This window comes from Providencia sp. AGC89, from assembly GCF_053543535.1.
Window position 1 is genome coordinate 38,733 of record NZ_JBIXLP010000008.1, and the last position, 23,502, is coordinate 62,234.

Consider the following 23,502-nt stretch of genomic DNA (forward strand, 5'->3'; position numbering starts at 1 on the left):
AACATCAATATTAAAATGGATAACACATTATGATGAAAATGTTTCTCAAATCCATTCACATTATTGTGTCTTATAGTATTGTATGAAGTAACGAAGCAGTACGATATCGGATATAACAAATTAGAAAGGTTACATATGACCCAGTTAAGACAAGCGAAATACCGTCAAGATTATCAATCCCCCGATTATACCATTACAGCGATTGACCTCGATTTTAATCTTGACCCTGTAAAGACGGTTGTGACAGCAACTAGTCAGGTAAAACGCCTTAATGCGCAGTCATCAACGCTTGAGCTCAATGGTGAAAACTTATCGTTAATTAGTCTCGAAATAGAGGGTAAAGCATGGGAAAACTATCACGAAGTTGATGGTAAGTTAGTGATTGAAGCACTACCAGAATCTTTTACCTTGCGTATTGTGAATGAAATTAGCCCTGAAAAAAATACTGCATTAGAAGGTTTGTATGTTTCTGGTGATGCTTTATGTACCCAATGCGAAGCAGAAGGTTTCCGCCATATTACGTATTACCAAGACCGGCCAGATGTTTTAGCGCGCTATACCACAACAATTACCGCGGATAAGTCTCGCTACCCTTATTTACTTTCAAATGGTAACCGTATTGCAGAAGGTGAATTAGAAGGCGGGCGTCATTGGGTTAAATGGGAAGATCCCTTCCCAAAACCAAGTTATTTATTTGCTGTCGTTGCTGGTGATTTTGATGTTTTAAAAGATGTGTTTGTTACGCGCAGTGGCCGCGAAGTGGCGTTAGAACTGTTTGTTGATAAAGGCAATTTAGACCGCGCACCTTGGGCAATGCAGTCTCTGAAAAATGCAATGAAGTGGGATGAAGAGCGTTTTGGCTTAGAGTATGACCTTGATATCTATATGATTGTTGCTGTTGATTTCTTCAATATGGGTGCAATGGAAAATAAAGGTCTTAACGTTTTTAATTCTAAATATGTATTAGCTAAAAGCGAGACAGCAACAGATAAAGATTATCTCAATATCGAGTCAGTCATTGGGCATGAATATTTCCATAATTGGACAGGTAACCGAATCACTTGTCGTGATTGGTTCCAGTTAAGCTTAAAAGAAGGGTTAACGGTTTTCCGTGACCAAGAATTTAGTTCTGACTTAGGTTCCCGCTCTGTTAACCGCATTAACAATGTAAAAGTGATGCGATCAGCCCAATTCGCTGAAGATTCAAGCCCAATGGCGCACCCAATTCGCCCAGACAAAGTGATCGAAATGAATAATTTCTATACGTTGACTGTGTACGAAAAGGGCTCCGAAGTGATCCGTATGATCCATACCCTGTTGGGCGAAGAAATGTTCCAAGCCGGTATGCAACTTTATATTCATCGCCATGATGGTAGTGCAGCAACTTGTGATGATTTTGTACAAGCAATGGAAGATGCTTCAAATGTCGATTTATCACTATTTCGCCGTTGGTACAGCCAATCAGGTACACCAATACTTACGGTACGAGATGAATATTCAGCAGAAAAACAACAGTATACCCTGCATGTGAAGCAAATGACGCCGCCAACGGCTGACCAAACTGAAAAATTGCCATTACATATTCCTTTAGATATTGAGCTATATGCTGAAGATGGTAGCGTGATTGCGTTAAAACGTGATGGTAGTGCTGTTAACTCTGTTTTAAATATTACTCAAGAGTCACAAACATTTGTATTTGATGAAGTGGCAAGCCGTCCGGTTCCTTCATTATTACGGGAGTTTTCTGCTCCAGTAAAACTGGATTATAACTATACCGATGAGCAACTTGCATTCTTGATGCAATATGCCAATAACGAGTTTTCCCGTTGGGATGCTGCTCAGCAACTGATTAATAACTACGTAAAAATTAATGTCGCTAACTATCAGAAAGGGGAAGAGTTAGTTTTACCTGAATCTGTCGTTGATGCATTTAGAGCGGTGTTATTGAGTGAATCAATTGACCCTGCGTTAGCAGCGTTGATCTTGACATTACCATCAGAAAGCGAACTTGCTGAACTGTTTGCCATTATTGACCCTGTCGCCATTCACGAGGTGCTGAACTTTATCCACCATAAACTTGCGGTAGACATGCAGGATGAGTTATTGGCTGTTTACCATTCGGTCAATATCACGGGTTATCGCGTTGATCATCAGGACATTGCCAAACGTGCATTACGTAATATTTGCCTCCAATATTTGGCTGCGGGTGATGACATTGAACTAGCGAATAAGTTAGTGCAAGAACAATACCAATCTGCGGATAATATGACCGATTCTCTTGCTGCATTAACGGCAGCGAATGAATCTCAGTTACCGTGCAAAGCACAGCTAATGGCTGATTTTGATGAACGCTGGCATCATGATGGCTTGGTGATGGATAAGTGGTTTACATTACAAGGGGCAAACCCATCGAAAGAGGTGCTATCGCATGTGCGTGAGCTGTTAAATCACCGTTCATTTAGCATGAGTAACCCAAATCGAGTAAGGTCGCTAGTAGGGGCATTTGCCGCGGGGAACCCAGTTAATTTCCATGCGGAAGATAGCAGCGGTTATCAGTTCCTATATGAGATCTTGGTTGATCTGAACACGCGTAATCCGCAGGTTGCATCAAGGTTGATCGAACCATTGATCCGTTTAAAACGTTATGACGAAAAGCGTCAGGCTCAAATGCGTAAAGTGCTTGAACAATTGAAAGCCCTAGATAACCTTTCTGGTGATTTATTTGAGAAAATCACCAAAGCATTAGAAAGCTAATTATTACGCCATTACACTATTTTTATATGATGGGCTAATGAACGCTACTCAGAGGCGATAGGAAAGTAAAAATAGGCTTTTGGTTTAGAACTAAAGGGGAAGATTAACCGTCTTCCCCTTTTTAATTTTTGATTTTGCTATGGTTTATCAGTTTAATAATGTGAACTGTAAAAACTAAGCGATGATATGGTTTTTAGCTCGGCAAGCTTTTAACTTAGATGGGCGTTTTCCCTTATCTTAGTCATAAGGGGCTCGGTAGACGTTGAGTGGTAACTCATAATTTTCAGTCGTGATGACATAGTTTCTTCCCCCTGCTGGTGTGTTACTATAAGCTTTCCATCCAACAAATAGTTAGATGAATAATTTAATTATAAATCAATACGATACAAGTATTTTTGATGGGAGTGGTTGTTTCCCCAGAGTTTGAGTGAATTAAAGAGCCCTTTATTATTTGTTGTTATTAGAGGCACAAAACAGAATATATTGATCTTTTCATAGTAAAGTTGCCCCTAAATAGGGTAGTCTATTGCGCGTTTTATCCGACGAAAAATAGTTCGCACAGTTAAAACTCAACAAGAACCCTTTGGTGGGGGTTTTAGCATGCGCGGTATGATGTCTATTTTATTGAAACGCACTAGCAGAAAATAGGTTATTGGATATGCTATATCATCTTGCCCGAAAGGCACTATTCCAGTTCGACCCCGAAAAAGCACATGAATTGACTTTTCGCCAGCTTCAACGTTTGAACCATTCCCCTTTTCAATGCCTTATTCGTCAATCTGTTGCTACCAAACCAGTTCAATGCATGGGGCTTTCTTTTAAAAACCCCCTTGGCCTCGCTGCTGGTCTCGATAAAGATGGTGAATGTATCGATGCGTTTGGCGCAATGGGGTTTGGGTTTATTGAAATAGGGACTGTGACTCCCCGTCCTCAATCTGGTAATGATAAGCCAAGGTTATTCCGACTCGTTGAAGCTGAGGGTTTAATCAACCGAATGGGCTTTAATAATAAAGGTGTTGATAACCTCGTAGAGAATGTCAAAAAGGCTAATTACGGTGGAATTATTGGTATCAATATTGGTAAGAATAAAGATACACCGGTAGAACAAGGTAAAGATGATTATTTAATTTGCATGGATAAGGTATATGCCCATGCAGGCTATATTGCGATTAATATTTCCTCACCAAATACACCGGGCTTACGTACATTACAATACGGTGAGGCTCTCGATGATTTATTGAGTGGTATAAAAGCGAAGCAACTTGAGTTGCAATCATTACATCAAAAATATGTGCCAGTTGCGGTGAAAGTAGCGCCTGATTTATCTGAAGAAGAAATTATTCAAGTTACAGATAGCTTAGTGAGGCATAATATAGATGGGGTGATTGCTACAAATACAACGCTAGATCGCTCCCTTATTCAGGGGTTAAACCATTGCAATGAAACGGGTGGGTTGAGTGGGCGGCCTGTACAATTAAAAAGTACGCAAGTTATTAAACTTATTTCACGTGAATTAAATGGTAAGTTACCAATAATTGGTGTGGGTGGAATTGATTCGCTTACAGCGGCGCGTGAAAAAATGGAAGCAGGCGCTTCATTAATTCAAATTTATTCTGGTTTTATTTACCATGGACCAAAATTAATTAAAGATATTGTCAATCATATCTAATAAATTGTAAATTTACTTAACAAGGGGGTTTCTTTATTCCCCCTTTTAAACTATATTGCTAATAGTGGCTATTTTTATATCAAATTGATATCAATTTTCAGTAAATTTGTTGTTTAGACAATGTAATATCCAGTTGCAATTAAACGACATGACTTAATCTATGAAAGCTTAATTTGTGAAAATTTAATCTATAAAAATTGCCGCAGAGTAAATTTAGGGAAGATCATTATGATGATCGTTCCTATTATATATTTACCGATAAATCGCTGAAGGATCGTTTATGAATATTAAACCTGATGATCATTGGCGTTGGTATTTTGATCATGACCATGACAGGGTGATGTTAGATCTCGCCAACGGCATGATATTTCGTTCATGTTTTCCCGCTAAAATGTTAACCGCATTTGCTCGTAGTGAAATGCCATTTAGCATTGAAGATGCAGGGGAATATTATTTATTTGATGAGCAAGCAAAGAGACTAAATATTACGCAAGAAGAAAGAGCGGAATTAGTCTTAAATAGCTTGGTTGCTTTTCGTTTTCTAAAACCACAGATGCCGAAAAGTTGGTATTTTTCTTCTTTTCATTATATTAATGCGCCTAAACAGGGGCAAATAATTCAGGTGTGTTTAGAAAATACCAGTCGTTATTTTTCATTTATTATTGCAGAAGCGGGCCCTTCAGCAAGCTTGTGTTTATTAGCTGAACCAGTTTTAGAATTACCCGATCGTACTTTAAGGTTTTGTGATCCAATTAAGATCATGAACGATCGTATGCTTGAGTATTCATCAAAGACGAAGCGGCAGTTATATGGCAACGTTATTTAGTTGATCGTCAGTGATCAAATAAAAAGAAAATGAATAAAAACTAAATGTCCGACTTAGATAACTAATGTAGTTATAGGTATTCTAACACCATCATAATATAAAATTGCTGATGGTGTTAATGAGCCATAATAAACGTTTAGTTAAGTGCTAATTTGAGCGAAGTTTTTGGAATACAGCTACAGGACAATATATAGCCGTTTTCTTTAATTGCACTTTGTTTTAGCGGTGTGACCTCACCAGAAATAAGCTTAATTTTACAGCGCCCACAAATACCCGCTCGGCAGGAATAGGGAATGGATAAACCGTGAGATTCCAGTTGCTCGAGGACCACATTTTGGTTATCACCTTGATATTCTGTTTCTTCAAAAATTAAACTGACATTGTCGACTGTAGAATTTAAGCTTGGGCTTGGGCTTTCAGCTTCTCTTTTTTGCGTTATATATTGTTTAGCTGGTTTGGTTTCTAATACTGTTAGCGTATCACCAACACGAATAATCCCCGTATTTTTAGCCATAACATTTTGACCAAAATCCACGTCACCATTTTCATCAGTACGGAAGGTTTGCAACGTGGCCAATGGTTCACTATTAGGGTGTTTTATCCCTTTCTCGGGGCTGACAGTGGTTAAAATACAACGACTGCATGGTTTATCTAGAGTAAAGATAACATCACCGATTTGAATGGTTTTCCAAGTATCTTCTTCAAAAGGTTTAGCGCCAGTAATAATTAGGTTGCCACGAAATTGTTCTAGCTTAATACTGGCAGGGCAACGGCCTTGGAGTTCTTGAACGGATGCTTCATTAATGAGTAGAAAAGGGTAACCATCAGCAAAAGATACGGGAACATCTTGATGATTTTTCACTCTTCTAGACAATTGAGTGCTGAGCCAACGTAGTTGTACTGGCTCATCAAAAAAGGTACTTAACCAGCTATTTACCTGCTGGGGAGCAATCAGTGCATGAAAATGATTTCCCCAAACCTCAGTAGGGCTCTGTTTATCATCAAAGTCCTGATACAATACCGTTGCACTTTCGCCATTAGGTGCTTGTAGGTGTAACCCATTGTTAAGCATAACGGGTGTAAACAGTAACATTTGCGGGTATTTTCTTGCCGTAATAAATTTACCTTCCAGCGTGGTTACCATAAAATTACGATCAAAAGTCAAACCGCTAGTATCTGCGAAGGCATGTGATAAACGTACCCCTCGCATAGATTTAACTGGGTGTGTATAAAGGCGCGAAAGCGTAATCATTTTTTAATCCTTATAATTGTTGCGCAGCAACTTTATGACAACTGCATAAGATTAGCTATAATGCGCAACAATTTTTCATCAAAATCGGTAATAAATACTATGAATTCTCTGTTTGCCAGCACAGCTCGTGGCCTAGAAGAACTACTGAAAACGGAATTGGAAGCGCTTGGCGCTAGCCAGTGCAAAATTGCGCAAGGGGGTGTCTACTTTCAGGTCGATGAACGAGGCATGTACCAAAGCCTGCTGTGGAGTCGTTTGGCATCGCGTATTTTATTGCCACTGAATGATTTTGATGTCTACAGTGACTTAGACTTATACCTCGGTGTGCAAGCTATCGATTGGACTGAGATTTTTTCAGTTAATGACACTTTTGTCGTGCATTTTACAGGCACCAACGAAGAGATCCGCAATAGCCAATATGGTGCATTAAAGGTGAAAGATGCAATTGTTGATAGCTTCGTGCGCAAATTAGACCAACGGCCGGATGTTGCTCGCCAGCAAGCAGATATTCGTATTAATGTTTATTTGAATAAAGAAAGAGCCAGTGTTGCACTTGATTTAAGCGGCGATTCTTTGCATATCCGTGGTTATCGTGACCTTGCTGGGCAAGCACCGCTGAAAGAGACCCTTGCAGCAGCTATTATTAATCGCTCAGGGTGGCAGCAAGGGACTCCATTAGTTGACCCAATGTGCGGTTCAGGAACCTTGTTAATTGAAGCCGCAATGATGGCAACAGACAAAGCTCCGGGTTTACACCGTACCCATTGGGGTTTTTATGCATGGTCGAAATTTAACGCTGAATTATGGCGCGAGTTAACGACGGAAGCACAAGTGCGTTTTCGTCAAGGCTTGAAAGAAACGACATCACGTTTTTATGGTTTTGATATCGATAAGCGTGTACTAGAAATGGCGCGTGCCAACGCGCGCCGTGCAGGGCTACAAGACTTAATCACCTTTAAACAAGGTGATGCCGCTGCATTGGAAAACCCAGTTAACACTGATACGGTAGGGGCAATTATCAGTAACCCGCCTTATGGTGAGCGTTTAGAAAGTGAGCCTGCCTTAATTGCACTGCATAGCCAGTTAGGGCGTATTGTGAAGGCCCGTTTCCCAGGTTGGCGTTTATCGATTTTTAGTGCTTCTCCTGAGTTACTTAGCTGCTTGCAATTGCGTTCAGAACGTGAATTTAAAGCCAAAAATGGCCCTTTAGACTGTGTGCAAAAGAACTATCAATTAGCTGCTACGCCATCAGAAACCGTGGCTGAAATTTCACCTGATTTCGCTAACCGCTTACGTAAAAATTTGAAAAAGTTAAGTAAGTGGGCAAAACAGCAAGGTATTGATAGTTACCGTATTTATGGTGCGGATTTACCCGAGTACAACGTGGCGGTTGATATTTATGGTAGCAAAGTGGTGATTCAAGAATACGCACCACCAAAAACTGTGGATGAACGTAAGGCTCGCCAGCGGTTATTTGACGTGATCACGGCCACAATGAATGTGCTTGAGCTTACCTCTAATCAGTTAGTATTGAAAACGCGTCAACGCCAAAAAGGCAAGCAGCAATATGAAAAATTAGCCCAAAAAGATGATTTCTTTTTAGTGCAAGAATACAACGCAAAAATGTTGGTTAACTTAACTGATTATCTTGATACTGGGTTATTCCTTGACCATCGTATTGCCCGTAAAATGTTAGGGCAAATGAGTAAAGACGCGGATTTCCTAAACTTATTCTGTTACACCGGCTCTGCAACTGTACACGCAGGTTTAGGTGGAGCAAAAAGTACGACTTCCGTTGATATGTCGAGGACTTACCTTGAGTGGGCAGAGAAAAACCTGCAAGCAAACGGGTTAACGGGTCGCCAACATCGCTTAATCCAAGCTGATTGTTTGAGTTGGTTAGCCAATAGTACTGAGCAATTTGATTTGATCTTTATCGATCCCCCTACATTTTCAAATTCAAAACGCATGGATGGTACATTTGATGTACAACGCGACCATGTGCAATTAATTACACATTTAAAACGGTTACTGCGTCGTGGTGGAACTGTGATGTTCTCTAATAACAAACGCGGTTTCAAAATGGATATTGAAGCGATGCAAGAATTAGGGTTACAAGCGCAGGAAATTACTGCTAAAACACTTTCAGAAGATTTTGCTCGTAACCGTCAAATACATAACTGCTGGTTAATTCGCCACGCAGAGTAAAGGATAGAATCAATGGCTTTAATTAATTTATCGGGTGCATACCTTGCTTTTAGTGATGCTCCGTTACTTGATAATACTGAAATTCACATTGAAGATAACGAACGCGTTTGTCTGGTTGGGCGCAATGGCGCGGGTAAATCAACACTTATGCGAGTGTTAACCAAAGAACAGCCACTGGATGATGGGCAACTTATTTATGAGCAGGACTTAATTGTTGCTCGTTTACAACAAGACCCACCACGTAATATCGAAGGGACTATTTTTGATTTTGTTGCTGAAGGCGTTGCTGAACAAGCTCAATACCTGAAAGATTATCATCATGTCGCTAAATTGGTTGAACATGACCCTAGTGAGAAAAATTTAAATAAATTATCTGAATTACAAGAAGTGTTAGATAACCGTAATTTATGGTTATTAGACTCTCGTATCAGTGATGTGCTGAAAAAACTCGGTTTACCTGCGGATGCAGAACTATCCTCATTATCGGGTGGTTGGCTACGTAAAGCGGCTTTAGGTCGTGCTTTAGTGAGCAACCCGCGGGTCTTGTTTTTAGATGAGCCGACTAACCATTTAGATATTGAAACGATCCTCTGGTTGGAAACTTTCTTAAAAGATTTCCAAGGTAGTATTGTTTTCATTTCGCACGACCGTTCTTTTATCCGCAATATGGCAACCCGTATTATCGATTTAGATCGTGGACAATTAGCGTCTTGGCCGGGCAATTATGATGATTACTTGGTCAGTAAAGAAGAAGCTTTGCGTGTTGAAGAGATGCAAAATGCAGAGTTTGACCGCAAATTAGCGCAAGAAGAGACGTGGATCCGCCAAGGGATCAAAGCAAGACGTACGCGTAACGAAGGGCGGGTTCGTGCCTTGAAAGCGTTACGTGTTGAACGCTCACAGCGCCGTGAGGTTATGGGCACGGCGAAAATGCAAGTCGGTGAAGCTTCTCGCTCTGGGAAAATTGTTTTTGAAATGGAAAATGTTAACTATCAAGTTGACAATAAAGTCCTGGTCAAAGACTTTTCTGCTCAAGTTATGCGTGGTGATAAAATCGCATTAGTAGGGCCAAATGGTTGTGGTAAAACCACGTTATTGCGCTTAATGCTTGGCGATTTACAGGCAAATAGTGGGCGTGTGCACTGTGGAACCAAATTGGAAGTGGCGTATTTTGACCAGCACCGTGCTGCATTAGACCCTGATAAAACGGTCATGGATAACTTGGCAGAAGGCAAGCAAGAAGTGATGGTTAACGGTAAGCCACGCCACGTATTAGGGTATTTACAGGACTTTATGTTCCCTCCTAAACGTGCAATGACACCGGTTAGAGCTCTTTCAGGTGGGGAACGTAACCGCTTGTTATTAGCTCGCTTATTCTTAAAACCAAGTAATTTATTAATTCTCGATGAACCAACAAATGACTTGGATGTAGAAACGCTTGAGTTACTTGAAGAACTTGTTGATGGCTATCAAGGTACAGTCTTGCTCGTCAGCCATGACCGAGAGTTCGTTGATAACAGTGTAACTGAGTGCTGGATTTTTGAAGGTAACGGTGTCATCAACCGGTATGTGGGTGGGTATTTTGATGCTCAGAAACAAAGAGCACAAACCGTGAGTTTAAAAGTTGAACAAACGAGTAAAGTAGCTGCCCAAGATAAGGTGGCTAAACCAAAAGAAGCTGTAAAGCGTGCAAATAAATTAAGCTATAATTTATTGCGTGAGCTGGAACAGTTACCTGCGAAACTTGAGCAACTTGAAGCTGAAATTGAGGCTTTACAAGCTACGATTGGTGATGCTGATTTCTTTAATCAGCCTCATGAAGTCACTGAAAAAGCGTTGACTAATTTAGCGGCTAAAGAGTCTGAATTAGAACAGGCCTTTGACCGTTGGCAAGAGCTTGAATTACTTAAAAACGGCTAAGTTAGCTTTAATTAGAGGAGCAAATACACTTTGTGTACCCATGAGTCTCATGAACATGTTCTTTGCCCTCAGTGTGACATGTTGGTTGCAGTCCCTGAGTTGGAACAAGGGAGCAAAGCAACATGTCCGCGCTGCGAGACTACATTAGTCTCAAAGTGGCGGTATCCATATAAGCAACCAGCAGCATATGCATTTAGTGCATTAATTATGCTGTTTGTTGCTTGCTTGTTCCCTTTTGTGAAAATGGGGGCGGCAGGAATTGAAAATGAAATATCGTTATTTCAGATAATCGAAATTATATCGGCTACCCGCTATAGTGGGTTGGCGTTATTTTTTCTGTTTTTTTCTTTGATTATCCCAGCATTTTGCATGATCACAATTATTCTCTTAGGGTTGCAAGTTCATATTCCTAAGGGATTAAAGGTCGTGAGCACTCGCATTTTATTCCAAATGAAAGCTTGGTGCATGGCGGAAATATTTTTAGCTGGGGTTTTAGTTAGCTTTGTGAAACTGATTGCTTATGGTGATATCGGAATAGGCTTAAGTTTTTTACCTTACTGTTTGTTTTGCATGTTGCAGGTAAGGGCATTTCAATGTTTAGACCGCCATTGGCTTTGGAACCGTATTGAAGCACCGCCAAAACTAGAGCTACCATTAAAAGTAGGTCAAACAGGTATTAAGCAAAACGTACGTTTATGCCTTGTTTGCACGGCTATTTTACCAGCGGAACAATCACAGTGCCCACGGTGTTTTTCCCGTGGAAGTGTACGTAAACACCAAAGTTTGCAGTGGACATTAGCACTGCTCGTTACTTCAATCATGCTGTATATTCCCGCTAATGTGTTACCCATGATGACGACATATACACTGGGCAGCGCATTAAATTCAACCATTATTGATGGGGTTATTCTATTGTGGGAGGATGGTTCTTATCCTGTTGCTATGGTCATTTTTATTGCCAGTATCATGGTACCTACGTTAAAAATGATTGGTATTGCATGGCTTTGCCTTGATTCACAAGGATATGGCAATCGAGACCCTCATCGGATGCATTTTATTTATGAGCTAGTGGAATATGTGGGGCGTTGGTCAATGATTGATGTATTTGTGATCACGATTTTAGCCTCTTTGGTTCAAATGGGCCAGTTGATGAGTATCGTGCCAGCAATGGGGATTATTTTCTTTGGTGTTGTTGTTATTCTCACAATGTTTGCAGCGATGACGTTTGACCCAAGGTTAACTTGGGATCGTTGTGAAAGGAAAAACGCAGTAAACACGAATGCTGTTGAACAAGAAGGAGTCGTCGGGTGACCTCACAAGAAACATCACAGGCCAATGCCAAAGTTAGTAAGTTAAAAAGTTGGTCACCAGTTTGGGTGATCCCAATAGTAACTGTCTTAATTGGTGCTTGGGTATTATTTTACCATTTTAGCAACCAAGGCCCGGAAGTGACGCTAATCACTTACAATGCTGAGGGAATAGAAGCAGGTAAAACGAAAATTAAAAGTCGTAGCGTCGATATTGGCGTCGTTGAAAGCGTCACTCTTGATGATAATTTTAGTCGGGTGTTAATAAAAGCGCGCTTAAATAATGACATGAAGGATTTACTACGTGCTGATTCATCATTCTGGATTGTTAAGCCTACAATCGGGCGTGATGGTGTGACAGGGTTAGGTACTTTACTTTCAGGGGCTTATATTGAACTTCAGCCTGGGGTAGAGGCCAAAGAAAACTTTGAATTTACTTTATTGGACACACCTCCTCTTGCATCACCGGATGCAAAAGGGATACGAGTAGCATTAGTCAGCGATAAAGCAGGGCAATTAAACCCTGGTGACCCAGTATTATTCCGTGGTTATCGTGTTGGGTCAGTTGAAACTAGTAATTTTGATATGGACAAGCGTGATATGCGCTACCAATTATTTATCAATGCTCCTTATGATAAGCTGATCAGCTCCAATGTGCGTTTCTGGAAAGACAGTGGAATTGCATTCGACATGTCATCCCAAGGTGTTCACGTTGAAATGGGGTCTATTGCGACATTACTGACAGGTGGTGTGAGTTTTGATGTGCCTACGGGATGGGTTCCAGGTACGAGTGTTAAGGAAAATACAGAGTTCCGACTCTTTGATAACCAAAACAGTATTCAAAATTCACTGTATACAGAATACCAAGATTTTGTCTTGTTCTTCTCTGATTCTATTCGTGGGTTACAGCCTGGGGCACCAGTGGAATTCCGTGGTATTCGTTTAGGCACAGTGGCACAAGTGCCTTTCTATACCGAGGGGCTTGACCAATCTTTGGATAATGACTTTAGAATTCCTGTTCTAATTCATATCGAGCCAGAGCGTTTTTCAAAAGATGTTGGTGCGAATTTTAATTTAAAAAATGAATTAAAATTGGCTATGAAAGACGGATTAAGAGCATCGTTAAAATCGGGTAACTTTTTAACAGGTGCCCTGTTTGTTGATTTAGATTTTGACCCTAATGCTGAGCCTTATAAAGGGCCTACGGTAGTGGCTGGATATAAAATTATCCCAACGACCAGTGGTGGCTTAGCGCAAATCCAACAAAAAGTTATCGCGGTGTTGGATAAGATCAATAACATGCCAATTGAGCCAATGCTTAATCAAACGACACAAACATTAGCCGAAGGGCAAAAAGTGGTTAAAGAAGCCAATGCCATGTTGGTGGAATTAAACAAAGTCATGGGAAGTAAAGAGTTCCAAAACTTGCCTCATGACTTACAAAAAACACTGCAAGAAATGAACCGTGCAATGCAAGGTTTCCAACCGGGTTCACCTGCTTATAATAAAATGGTGGATAACATGCAGCGTTTAGACCAAGTATTGAGAGAAGTTCAGCCGCTTTTACGTACATTAAACAACAAGAGTAATGCATTAGTGTTTGAAGCGGAGCCGACTAAGGATGTAGAGCCGAAAGGAGTGAAAAAATAATGCGATATTTATTATCAGTATTTGTTTTATTGTTGGCAGCGTGTAGTAGTACGCCAGAAAAAAAGTATTATCAATTGCCAATAAAAACTCCTCAGGAACAATCAGCGGCAGTGATGGATAAAGGCCAAGTTTGGCTACAGCGTATTATGTTGTCTGATGTATTAACTTCCAACGGTATTACTTACCAAACAACCGATGTGAGTTATACAAATGCGAGCACACATCTTTGGGCTAGCCCATTGGAACAACAGCTCGGGCAATCAATGGTGAGTGAATTATCCGCCGCATTACCGGATAAGCTAGTGTCTTTACAGCCATTACAGAATTCTCCAGATACACTGGATATCACTTTGACGGCATTTAATGGTCGATACGATGGAAAAGTGCTTATTCAAGGTTTTTGGACGCTTTCCCATGGTGATAAAGTCATTCGTCGTAATTTTGATGTGCAGTTAGACCAACAACAAGATGGGTATCCGGACTTGGTTCGTACATTGTCACTAGGCTGGCAACAAGTTGCTGATAATATTGCTAAAGAAATTGCAAAGTATTAGTTATTACCTAGTTAACTAATTAAATACACCTCAGATATATATGGTAAATATAAATTTCTGAGGTGTATTTTTTTATCTTCAATAAGTAAATATATTTAATAAACTTATATGTAGTTAATAATAGTCACCTTATATGCTCTAATGTCATGATAAATAAAGTAAAATATTTCATAGTAAAATCAAATGATTATATTAATTGCCATATCTAAGTCACATTTATGCTATTTATGACAAATATATGAAAATCTTTACTTGATTTTCTTATCTGTGGGCGTTATTTCTATAAGGTACCTATTAATAAATAGTAGGTGCTGTTTTCTTTTCCATTTTTAATGATGAGGGAAGTAAGGCATGAAAAGACAGAAGCGAGATCGTTTAGAAAGAGCTTTATCAAGAGGTTATCAAGCAGGTTTAGCAGGGCGTTCTAAAGAGCTCTGCCCATATCAAGCAGTAGATGCTCGTTCGCATTGGCTAGGTGGTTGGCGAAAGGCGATGGAGGATCGAACCGTAGCGGTTGTGTAATCCAGAATTTATCTCATTTTTAAGGTTAAATAACCTGTCATTTTTTTATATTTAGGGTTTTTAACTTAAAGATACTAATCAATTTAAGAACCTCCGCCATTGCGGAGGTTTGCATTAATTAGCTCATAGCTTAGGCTTCTAAAAATTAGAATGCGCTTGTATCTTTGAATAAGCCAACTTTTAAATCCGTTGCGGTATAAATTGATTTACCATCAACTAAAACTTCACCATCTGCTAGCCCCATGATCAGCTTACGGTTAATTACACGTTTAAAGCTAATACGGTAAGTGACTTTTTTTGCAGTAGGTAGGACTTGGCCAGTAAATTTTACTTCGCCAACACCTAATGCACGGCCTCTACCTTCACCGCCAAGCCAGCCCAGATAGAAACCAACTAATTGCCACATTGCATCAAGCCCTAAGCAGCCTGGCATGACAGGATCATTGACAAAGTGGCAATCAAAGAACCAAAGGTCTGGATTGATATCCAGCTCAGCTTCAACATAGCCTTTATTATATGTACCACCGTCTTCATTCATGCTGACGATACGATCCATCATCAACATGTTTCCTGATGGGAGTGGAGGACCATTTTCCCCAAATAACTCGCCTTTTCCAGAAGCAATTAAATCATCTTTTGTGTAGGATCCGCGTTTCTCAACCATGTTCTTCAGATAGCCTTTATTAAATGTAGGGGCACAGGATAGCTTACACTTGTACGCTGAACAACTCCGATCTGCTATTTTTTACGCAATCTTTACTTAACTCATCCATTTTAAGAACCAAGGAAGCCTTGCTTTATCCGGTGCGTTTGCTTGGTTAATACGCTCTTGAATTAAAGCTAACAGGTGTACGTTTTCTTCTTCAGCTTGCTGCTCAAAGTAAGGTTGCTTAGTCAATAATGTAATAGCTTGAGCGACATGTTCAACAGGCCAAATGTGGAATTGCCCTTCTTGTACCGCGCTAACGACTTCAGCTTTAGTGCATAAATGACGGATATTCGCCATTGGAATAATAACACCTTGCTCACCGGTTAAGCCCCGTTTGGCACAAATATCAAAGAAGCCTTCAATTTTTTCATTGACGCCACCAATCGGCTGGACGTAGCCAAATTGGTCAACTGCACCTGTAATAGCAATTTGTTGATCAATTGGTTGTAATGATAAAGCACTAATTAACGCACATAGCTCAGCCAGTGAGGCGCTATCACCATCAACCTCACCGTAGGATTGCTCAAAGACAATTGAGGCTGAGAAGGGCTGTGGTTGCTCTAATTTAAGCTCATAGTTTAAATAGGCTTGCATAATCATCATACCTTTTGCATGAATATTGCCACCTAATTCAGCTTTACGTTCTACGTCGGTAAATTCCCCATCACCTAGATGAGCCACACAAGTGATACGTGAGGGTTCTCCAATCGCTTCAGGGTGACCAGGGTATTGTAAAACGGATAACCCATTCACTTGCCCAATGACTTCCCCTTCAGTTTTAACGAAGATTTGCTCTTGCAAAATATCATCTTGCGTTCTTTCCATGAGGAAGTTGTGGCGCCATAGGCGGTTTTCGACCGCTTGATTAAATGAATTTTGAGTTAATAAGTTATTTTCTTGGTAATGAACCGCGTCCATTAAGCGCCTTGTAAGCCATGGAATATCAAGGGGAAGAGTAAATTTATCTTCACAATAGCGGGTTGCTTGATGAACCAAAGGTAACCAACCATCAACTGAGATATTTGGTAATTTATTGGAATCAATGATGGATTTAATATAACGCATCCATAATGTTAATTGTTGTTCATCCTCAAAGAACATGACTGGCTCATATTCACCATAAATTGCACTTTCAAATATTTCTGGTGAAGTATATTCAAACTCTTCTAAAGCAAGCCTATCACCAACAATAATAACTTTAAGTTCAAGAGGTTGTGGCTCGATTTCTATAGGTAAAGGTTGACTATCAGAATAGGATAACCATTCTAATTGCCGACGAATAACCATATCTTTTAAGCGATTCCACATTAAAGGTTGGCTAATGAGTGCATTAGCTGCAATCACTAATATGCCCCCATTAAGCTGATGTAATAGGCCAGGGACAAGGGTCAAAGATGGGGTTACATGACCAAATAGTTGCTCTGGTTCTATCCAATTACGGTATGCAATCGCTGTGCGAGATGAAAAGCGGCTTTTAATGCCATGTTTCCATTGAAAGGAATGTTTATCTTCAGATAATTGGTAGTCGCCATCAATAGTGTTGATATCTACAAGCAATGGGCCAATTGCATTAGCGTAAGTGCTAAGGTATTCCTCACTTTCATCAGACTTGATAAACATAAAGCGTGTTTGGGCAAATTCATCGACAAAATGTTGTATTCCATCGGACAATCTAGGCTGAATGTCTGACAGTGTTGTTGGGGACAACGTTTCTGAGGATACAAATTTCGTCTGGAATGACGATAAGTTAGGAATGAGGCCTTGCCATGTTAGTTCTTGACTGATCACTATAATTATCTGCTATTAATAGGGTTATAAATAAAATGCCTGCCAATGAGCTGGGCGCATGTGCCTGAATTTGGTTTATTTAATAATTTGCCAAATAACATCGTTTGTTTTATAAACAATTTTCAGGCCTGTTAATTACCCAGTGGGCAAGCCTGCTATATTAGCCTTTGATAGGCAATCTTGCAGCAAGAATTGTTGAATTATTGACTAGAATAACGAAAACATAAACACAATAGGTAATGTCATTGGCCAAGTGAAACCAATTAATATGGCGCTAAGTAAGCGCATAAAACAATTAGGGTCTTTTGTGACGAGTAGGGTGAATAGCATAGCGCATACACCGACAATCCCATAGATGACGAGTATATTTTCAAAAGTGGACATGCAGTTTTATTAATTTGTTAACAGATGGGGGCGGATTGTACACTATTTTTACAAAGACAGGTTACTTTCTTTATTGCAGAAACGAATATTTCACTAAATCGAACGTCTGCTTGAGCATTTTGTTTATAATATTGCTAATATAAAGATAGGTTCGGTTTTCTTCAGGAAAAATTATGAAATATCAGCAGCTTGAAAATCTTGAATGTGGCTGGAAATGGGAGTACCTCGTCAATAAAGCACGAGGTGGTGAAGCGATTACCCGCTATATAGAACGAAGCGCAGAAAAAGAAGCGATAGATTTGCTGTTAAAAATGGAAAATAGACCGATTGATGTGCTCAAGTGGATTTCATTACATATGAATCCTGAGCTTGATAACCGAATGAAACAAAGCATTCGTGCTAGGCGTAAACGTCATTTCAATGCTGAGCACCCACATACTCGCAAAAAATCGATAGATCTAACCTTTTCGGTTTGGCAGCGTCTGTCTAATTTAGCAGTAAAACGTAATAAAACACTTTCTGAAACGATTATCCAGTTGATCGAAGATGCTGAGCATAAAGATAAATACGAGAGCCAAATGAGCTCATTGAAGCAGGATCTACAAGCGATTTTAGGGGCGTCGAAAGGAGATGGCAGCTAGGCTATCTGAAAAGATCTTTATGGTTGTTGTTCTTGCTATTAAGTGTAATGGGAAGCGAAAAGTAGATTAAACACTAAATAACAAACGGTCTATATTCGTTATATTAGTTTTTATAAGAATAAAAAAAACCCCAATAATAATTGGGGTTTTTTGTTCAGTTCAAAATTCAAACTAGGGCTAAGAATTAAGCGCCTGGTTGAGTTACAACTTCAGTTGTACCTTGAATTTCGATTTCAACGCGACGGTCTGGCGCTAAGCACTCGATCAGAGCTGCACGGCCTTTAACTGCGTCACATTTGTTACCAGTTACTGGATCTTCTTTACCACGACCTTCAGCAGCGATTGCGCTTGCTGGAACGCCTTTAGATACTAAGTAGTCAACTACAGACTGAGCACGTTTTTGTGACAGTGGCAGGTTGTAGTTTTGTGAACCGATACGGTCAGTGAAACCAACTACCAGTACGCGACCTTGAGTTGGATCGATGCTGCTCAGTTCGTTATACAGTTCGTTCAGAGCTTGCTGACCTTCTGGTTTCAGGCTAGCTTTGTTGAAGTTAAACAGAACGTCTGAACGTAGTGTGAAACGTTTGTTTTCAACAACTGGAGCTGGCTCAACAACTGGAGCTGGAGCAACAACTGGAGTATCTTCTTGACCAAAGCGGTATGCAACACCAACGCTCAGCATGCCGTTGTCTGGACGAGTACCGATATTGTCTTTATCACCTAAGTTGCTAACCCATTGGTAGTCTAAACGAGTTGCCCACTCTGGAGTGATTGCATACTCAAGACCCAATGCGTATACAGGTGCAACACCAGTATCAGTTTCTTTGAAGTGACCTTGAGTTTGGTTTGCTTTAGCTTCAGTACGGTAAACCATACCACCTAAGCGAGTGTAAACGTCTAAGTCATCCATGATTGGATAGCTTAATTTGGTAGTTAATGAAACACCCATAGATTTCAGGTCACCGCTGTTACCAGCGCCTTTGTATTTCATTTTACCGAACCAGTCATAACCCAGTTCAAAACCCATATATTGGTTGTATTGGTAACCAGCATATGCACCTGCACCAATAGTATCACGATCGGTAGTTTTACCTACGTGTAAATCAGTCTCTGGTGAAGTGAATTTAGTGTCTTCATAGTGAGACCAACCTAATTTAGCACCGGTATACCAAGTGTTATCTTTTGGAGCTGCTTGTGCAACGGTTGCAAAAGCTGCTACTGCCACTGCTACTGCGATAGCTGTTTTTTTCATTTTACGCCTCGTTATCATCCAATATTGGCTTGGCTTCGCTGAGCCTTATTATGTGCCATTGGTTCAATTTACTTGCTAGGTTTCGCTGACATTATCTACAAAAAAATAATAAAAGTAAAAAATAATGCCATAAGCTTAACAAGCTAAAGTCTACAACGAACTTAAAAAGATACAAGTAGAGTGAGCAATAAACGTTAAAAAAAGTATTTTTTTAGTGTATAAATCAGGGAGATATGTATATTTTGTATTATGATTGTTTTTTGTCTATCTAATTGATCTGCAATACTTTTCATTTCACTTTAGAGATAAATATTTCTAAAGGTTAAATTTAGTAAGAAAATTCTTAATCTTGGCTAGTGATAATGATTTGAGTGAATTTTTAGGTGGTTTGACTGTCCTGATTGCATACTTACCATATTATATGTTTTTTGTGGGCGCATAATAAAGCCAATAGAATGACCTTCTTGAGCCGCATATTGTAAACGAACAAAATCTTGTTCGTTCAGTTCAGGCAACCAGCCTAAAACGACACTATAGTTACCACTTTTTAAGGCTTTTTCCATTGCATCTATGGTTGTTATGGTTTCCATGTGACTTAGTTGCATAACCTTATTCGTAGGGATGCCTGCTTGTTCTAACCAGTGTTTACTCAGTTTTTTATTTGGGCTTAGCCAGAGCAACCAACGTGATTGAGCCCCAAACTGGCGGAGCATTGGAAGCAAAATATAGTCCATGATTGGATGTTTTTCATCGTAAACGAGTTCGCTCACCATACCTTGTTGTGTAGAGTTACTCGCAAGCTCAATGGATGGGATGGACTGTGCGTAATTATTAAGAGAATGTTCTGTTGTGTTGTTCCAAGAATAGATGCTCATAATTATTAACCTCGTTACAATGCTGTATGAACATACAGTAACTGTATATTTATCCAATATCAAGCCTATTTTTTCAAAGCGCTTCGCAACTTTGTTGTTTTCCGCTGCATTCTTCTTGGCATTTTTTATTGAAACTCTCAAAATTGGCTAGGTGTAATTGTTTGTAAAGCAAGAAATTATAAAATTGATTCTCTCAAGGATAAAAATGAAACATACCCAAAAAGGAGTTAAGGTATATGTTATTAGAAGAAGAAAAATTTTTTAATTTATCTCGTTTGTTAGGTCAATTCGGAGAGTTAAAGCGTAAAAATCACTTCGGCGGTTTTTGCCTATTAGTTGATAATGCCATTGTAGGGTTAGTGCTGGATGGGAAATATTATTTACGAGGGTGTCTAGTAGCTAGAAGCCATTTTGAGGCTTCAGGGCTTAATCGGCTTGTTTATAGTAAGAAAGGCATACCTTTGGAAATGCGATATTACCAACTTCCTGAACAAATTTGGGGCGATGAAGTATTGTGTCTCCAATATATTGAACTCGCTTATCGTTCTGCAATTGAAGAATTAAAACAAAAACAGTCCATCACAATGCGTATCAAAGATTTGCCAAATATGAATATGTCAGTTGAGAGGGCATTGGGGAAAATTGGAATTTCTCATGTAGATGATTTACGTACGATGGGCGCAAAAGCGTGTTTTATCAAACTTAAGCAACATGGGCGGCATGACCCGAGTATTAAATTATTAATTGGCCTAGCAGCGGCAATAGAAGGCTGTCATAGTGCTGTATTGCCAAAGAATACTAAGCAAGAATTGATTACTTGGTATAACAGTTTTGAACTCGCATCGAGGTGATTGCCTAATATAAATCAAAGGAAACTTATAGCAGGCTACCTCAAAACCAGACAATACTAATATGAGAAGAATAAGCGGGTAGAAAGGATATTTATATATTTTAATACCCGCTCATCGGTATGTTTATTATGCACTGATTTTTCGGATCATTTGCTTTATTTCAGGTACAAGTTCAAGTAAAAGCTTAGTTTGTTCCATAATAAGTAATGTTTTTTCATCGTCACTTTTTGCAATGTTATCGATTCGCTGTAATAAGTTTTGGCGCAGCCTATCAGATTTTTCATCGATAATTTGAGAGTCTAGTATGTTGGTTTGCAAGGCAGACTCAACATAGCAAATTGCATCATTTAACAGTGCCAAGTTATCCTCATTATGGATTTTTTCACGGTGCGCACCTAACGCGGAAATATAGCTAAGTAGTGTATGGTTTAAACATAAAAGTCTGAAAGCTTGTTCTTGGGTGATCCGGTAAGATTTGGGGTCTGATGCCATATTGGAGACAATAGAAGCAAATTCTGCATCATTATTATGTGCATCACGGCGTGCAACACGGTATTCAAGGCTATTATCTTTACCTTGGTAGTACTGCAGTAAAATGGCATCAAGGTACCTACAATTACTGTCCATTGTTTTTTGAATGACCTGAGGAAGTTGGCGAAATTTCCAATCAGGCCAAATAAAACTTACAGCAAGTAGTGCGATAAAACAGCCGATAAGGGTGTCAATAATCCGAGGTAATGCGACATCAAACCCTTCTCCTAATAAGTTAAAGCAAAAAAGCACTAACAAAGTGATAAAAAGGGTAGCTTGTGCATATTGGCTACTACGGAACATAAAGAACAGTAAGCCAGAGATTACAATAAGGGTAAGCTGGCCTTCAATTGATGGGATTAAATTAAGTAATGGTAACCCGATTAGGATACCAACGATAGTCCCGATGATACGCAGTGCTAAACGGCGTTTAGTGGCACTGTAGTTAGGTTGGCAGACAAATAAACTAGTGAGTAATATCCAATACCCTCTTTCCATATCAAATAGTTGGATAATCGCGTAACCAGTACAAAGAAGTATTGACATCCTAACTGCATGGCGAAACAACGATGATTTTGGGGTTAAATGATGCTTAACCCGTGTAATAATATCATTAAAGCCTGATAATGATTCGTCAGACAATTGTTCTACTTGTTTATTATTTTGTTGCCATGAGCTTTGCTCAAGGCTTAGCCCTTTAAGTTGAACATCAATTCCCTTTAAATTTTTGAGTAAATTATGCAGTGCTTTTATTGCATGTAATTCAGGGGATTGCTGCTTAAGTAATAATAGTGAGTTTTCAAGGTAGCTGAAAGTTCGTTCAAAGCGTGGATTATGTTGATATTGTTTACGTAGCAATACGGATTGAGCAACTTGCTGGCAGGCTCTTGCTTGCATGGTTAGTAAGCGTTGAAAACGAAATAAGATATCATAATGGCGTAAGGTGCGACTAAGTTGTTGATACTGAATGTGAGACGAGCTAGCACGTTCATGGATATCTTGTGCAACAAAATAGTAATGCAGCGTATTACGAGTCCCTTTTTGGCCTCTATCACCTTTAAGTCGGCTCAATAAAGCAATTTTCGCTTGGTTCATTGTGTTGACTAAATTACTGTTTACTAAAGCTAAATCATAAACTGATTGTTGATAATCATCTTCAAGATCAGGGTCAAATAAGTTAGCTTTTGCGTCTAGGTAGGCGGAAAGTTGCTGGTAGCATTGAGTGATGGCATCTTGTAATGGCCTGACGGGAAACAAAATATGGCCAATTAATGTTAGGATATTATACCAAATGGCCCCTGTAAGTAATAACACAGGTTGTTGATACCAAGTATCAAAAATGGGTACACCTAGCATGGTATAAATGGCTATCAGTAAGGCGCCAAATGCAATGGTGGCATAACGTTGCCCTAAAGCACCAAGTAAGATGAACCCACAAGTCGAAAAAGCGAGGCCAAAAAAGAAAAATAGTGGGTATGGGAAGAGTAACTCAATTGAAACTGAGGCAACAAAAAAACAAAAAAGGGTAATAATTAAATTTTTTATTCTGCCAGTTAGCCTATCATCTAAGTCAGTCAAGGCTGCGGCAACCACGCCTAATGTCAGTGGGATAGTCACTTTAGGGTCTAGCCCTAAAAGCCACGGCACTAATGTTGCGCCTGTCAGGGCTATAAAGATTCGGATATAATATAAAATATGGCTGTTATATAGCACGCGGCGATAACTGGTAAGCAGTGTTAACACAAAGTACCTCAGAGGTAAGACAAGCTCTAGTTTATATAGGATAGCGTGTTTGCAGGGAATAAA

General features: G+C 39.6%; 18 protein-coding genes. 11 read left to right on the forward strand and 7 right to left on the reverse strand.

Going from position 1 to position 23,502, the window contains the following annotated elements; genetic code table 11:
• Positions 1-135 precede the first annotated feature (135 nt).
• From pepN to ACIPUA_RS04405, 3 genes are all read left to right on the forward strand, one after another.
• Entirely contained in the window at positions 136-2,754 is a 2,619-nt protein-coding gene (gene pepN, locus ACIPUA_RS04395) for an aminopeptidase N (RefSeq protein ID WP_048606602.1), read from the forward strand.
• A gap of 658 nt (positions 2,755-3,412) precedes the next feature.
• Positions 3,413-4,423 (forward strand): quinone-dependent dihydroorotate dehydrogenase, encoded by a 1,011-nt coding sequence (gene pyrD, locus ACIPUA_RS04400; RefSeq protein WP_449059313.1) that lies wholly within the window; start codon positions 3,413-3,415, stop codon positions 4,421-4,423.
• 280 nt (positions 4,424-4,703) lie between these two features.
• The gene (locus ACIPUA_RS04405) at positions 4,704-5,249 is read left to right on the forward strand and encodes a cell division protein ZapC (RefSeq protein ID WP_042846450.1); all 546 of its coding nucleotides are present in this window, start codon (positions 4,704-4,706) and stop codon (positions 5,247-5,249) included.
• A 136-nt stretch (positions 5,250-5,385) separates the two neighbouring features.
• Here ACIPUA_RS04405 and ACIPUA_RS04410 read toward each other — a convergent pair whose 3' ends face one another.
• Positions 5,386-6,501 (reverse strand): YcbX family protein, encoded by a 1,116-nt coding sequence (locus tag ACIPUA_RS04410; RefSeq protein WP_071547899.1) that lies wholly within the window; start codon positions 6,499-6,501, stop codon positions 5,386-5,388.
• Between the two features lie 99 nt (positions 6,502-6,600).
• On the opposite strand from ACIPUA_RS04410, the gene rlmKL reads away from it, so the two are divergent.
• From rlmKL to rmf, 6 genes are all read left to right on the forward strand, one after another.
• Entirely contained in the window at positions 6,601-8,709 is a 2,109-nt protein-coding gene (gene rlmKL / locus ACIPUA_RS04415) for a bifunctional 23S rRNA (guanine(2069)-N(7))-methyltransferase RlmK/23S rRNA (guanine(2445)-N(2))-methyltransferase RlmL (protein WP_449059314.1), read from the forward strand.
• A gap of 12 nt (positions 8,710-8,721) precedes the next feature.
• Entirely contained in the window at positions 8,722-10,629 is a 1,908-nt protein-coding gene (locus tag ACIPUA_RS04420) for an ABC transporter ATP-binding protein (RefSeq protein ID WP_042846447.1), read from the forward strand.
• Positions 10,630-10,659: 30 nt separating this feature from the next.
• Entirely contained in the window at positions 10,660-11,940 is a 1,281-nt protein-coding gene (pqiA, locus tag ACIPUA_RS04425) for a membrane integrity-associated transporter subunit PqiA (protein WP_071547901.1), read from the forward strand.
• Complete coding sequence (pqiB, locus tag ACIPUA_RS04430) at positions 11,937-13,586, forward strand: intermembrane transport protein PqiB (protein WP_042846445.1); 1,650 nt, start codon at positions 11,937-11,939, stop codon at positions 13,584-13,586. Before pqiA ends, pqiB begins: the two co-directional genes overlap by 4 nt.
• Complete coding sequence (gene pqiC, locus ACIPUA_RS04435) at positions 13,586-14,140, forward strand: membrane integrity-associated transporter subunit PqiC (protein WP_042846443.1); 555 nt, start codon at positions 13,586-13,588, stop codon at positions 14,138-14,140. Before pqiB ends, pqiC begins: the two co-directional genes overlap by 1 nt.
• 351 nt (positions 14,141-14,491) lie before the next feature.
• The gene (gene rmf, locus ACIPUA_RS04440; protein WP_004909639.1) at positions 14,492-14,662 is read left to right on the forward strand and encodes a ribosome modulation factor; all 171 of its coding nucleotides are present in this window, start codon (positions 14,492-14,494) and stop codon (positions 14,660-14,662) included.
• 145 nt (positions 14,663-14,807) lie between these two features.
• On the opposite strand, the gene fabA is transcribed toward rmf, so the two are convergent.
• The 3 genes from fabA to ACIPUA_RS04455 form a co-directional block, all read right to left on the reverse strand.
• Positions 14,808-15,326, reverse strand: a complete 519-nt coding sequence (fabA, locus tag ACIPUA_RS04445) for a bifunctional 3-hydroxydecanoyl-ACP dehydratase/trans-2-decenoyl-ACP isomerase (RefSeq protein WP_449059315.1) — start codon at positions 15,324-15,326, stop codon at positions 14,808-14,810.
• Positions 15,327-15,422: 96 nt separating this feature from the next.
• Positions 15,423-17,159, reverse strand: coding sequence for an AAA family ATPase (locus ACIPUA_RS04450; protein ID WP_042846440.1), 1,737 nt, complete (start codon positions 17,157-17,159; stop codon positions 15,423-15,425).
• 207 nt (positions 17,160-17,366) lie between these two features.
• Positions 17,367-17,543, reverse strand: coding sequence for a GhoT/OrtT family toxin (locus ACIPUA_RS04455; RefSeq protein ID WP_071547903.1), 177 nt, complete (start codon positions 17,541-17,543; stop codon positions 17,367-17,369).
• Between the two features lie 173 nt (positions 17,544-17,716).
• Here ACIPUA_RS04455 and matP point away from each other — a divergent pair, with 173 nt between their 5' ends.
• Positions 17,717-18,184, forward strand: coding sequence for a macrodomain Ter protein MatP (matP, locus tag ACIPUA_RS04460; RefSeq protein WP_042846439.1), 468 nt, complete (start codon positions 17,717-17,719; stop codon positions 18,182-18,184).
• Positions 18,185-18,368: 184 nt separating this feature from the next.
• Here matP and ompA read toward each other — a convergent pair whose 3' ends face one another.
• Both ompA and sulA read right to left on the reverse strand, forming a co-directional pair.
• Positions 18,369-19,439: a porin OmpA gene (gene ompA, locus ACIPUA_RS04465; protein ID WP_071547904.1), complete on the reverse strand. Its 1,071-nt coding sequence runs from the start codon at positions 19,437-19,439 to the stop codon at positions 18,369-18,371.
• Between the two features lie 353 nt (positions 19,440-19,792).
• Positions 19,793-20,314 (reverse strand): SOS-induced cell division inhibitor SulA, encoded by a 522-nt coding sequence (gene sulA / locus ACIPUA_RS04470; protein WP_042846437.1) that lies wholly within the window; start codon positions 20,312-20,314, stop codon positions 19,793-19,795.
• Positions 20,315-20,550: 236 nt separating this feature from the next.
• Here sulA and ACIPUA_RS04475 point away from each other — a divergent pair, with 236 nt between their 5' ends.
• A complete protein-coding gene (locus ACIPUA_RS04475; protein WP_071547905.1) occupies positions 20,551-21,165 on the forward strand; it encodes a TfoX/Sxy family DNA transformation protein in 615 nt (204 codons plus the stop codon).
• Between the two features lie 126 nt (positions 21,166-21,291).
• Here ACIPUA_RS04475 and yccS read toward each other — a convergent pair whose 3' ends face one another.
• Positions 21,292-23,439, reverse strand: coding sequence for a YccS family putative transporter (yccS, locus tag ACIPUA_RS04480; protein ID WP_173424818.1), 2,148 nt, complete (start codon positions 23,437-23,439; stop codon positions 21,292-21,294).
• Positions 23,440-23,502: the final 63 nt, after the last annotated feature.

Bases quoted from the DNA above. Each gene is read 5' to 3' on its own strand.
- ACIPUA_RS04420 (WP_042846447.1), top strand. From the start codon at position 8,722: ATGGCTTTAATTAATTTATCGGGTGCATACCTTGCTTTTAGTGATGCT.
- ACIPUA_RS04455 (WP_071547903.1), bottom strand. From the start codon at position 17,543: ATGTCCACTTTTGAAAATATACTCGTCATCTATGGGATTGTCGGTGTA.
- ACIPUA_RS04405 (WP_042846450.1), top strand. From the start codon at position 4,704: ATGAATATTAAACCTGATGATCATTGGCGTTGGTATTTTGATCATGAC.
- rlmKL (WP_449059314.1), top strand. From the start codon at position 6,601: ATGAATTCTCTGTTTGCCAGCACAGCTCGTGGCCTAGAAGAACTACTG.
- ACIPUA_RS04410 (WP_071547899.1), bottom strand. From the start codon at position 6,501: ATGATTACGCTTTCGCGCCTTTATACACACCCAGTTAAATCTATGCGA.
- pepN (WP_048606602.1), top strand. From the start codon at position 136: ATGACCCAGTTAAGACAAGCGAAATACCGTCAAGATTATCAATCCCCC.
- rmf (WP_004909639.1), top strand. From the start codon at position 14,492: ATGAAAAGACAGAAGCGAGATCGTTTAGAAAGAGCTTTATCAAGAGGT.
- matP (WP_042846439.1), top strand. From the start codon at position 17,717: ATGAAATATCAGCAGCTTGAAAATCTTGAATGTGGCTGGAAATGGGAG.
- sulA (WP_042846437.1), bottom strand. From the start codon at position 20,314: ATGAGCATCTATTCTTGGAACAACACAACAGAACATTCTCTTAATAAT.
- fabA (WP_449059315.1), bottom strand. From the start codon at position 15,326: ATGGTTGAGAAACGCGGATCCTACACAAAAGATGATTTAATTGCTTCT.
- pyrD (WP_449059313.1), top strand. From the start codon at position 3,413: ATGCTATATCATCTTGCCCGAAAGGCACTATTCCAGTTCGACCCCGAA.
- ompA (WP_071547904.1), bottom strand. From the start codon at position 19,439: ATGAAAAAAACAGCTATCGCAGTAGCAGTGGCAGTAGCAGCTTTTGCA.
- ACIPUA_RS04475 (WP_071547905.1), top strand. From the start codon at position 20,551: ATGTTATTAGAAGAAGAAAAATTTTTTAATTTATCTCGTTTGTTAGGT.
- pqiC (WP_042846443.1), top strand. From the start codon at position 13,586: ATGCGATATTTATTATCAGTATTTGTTTTATTGTTGGCAGCGTGTAGT.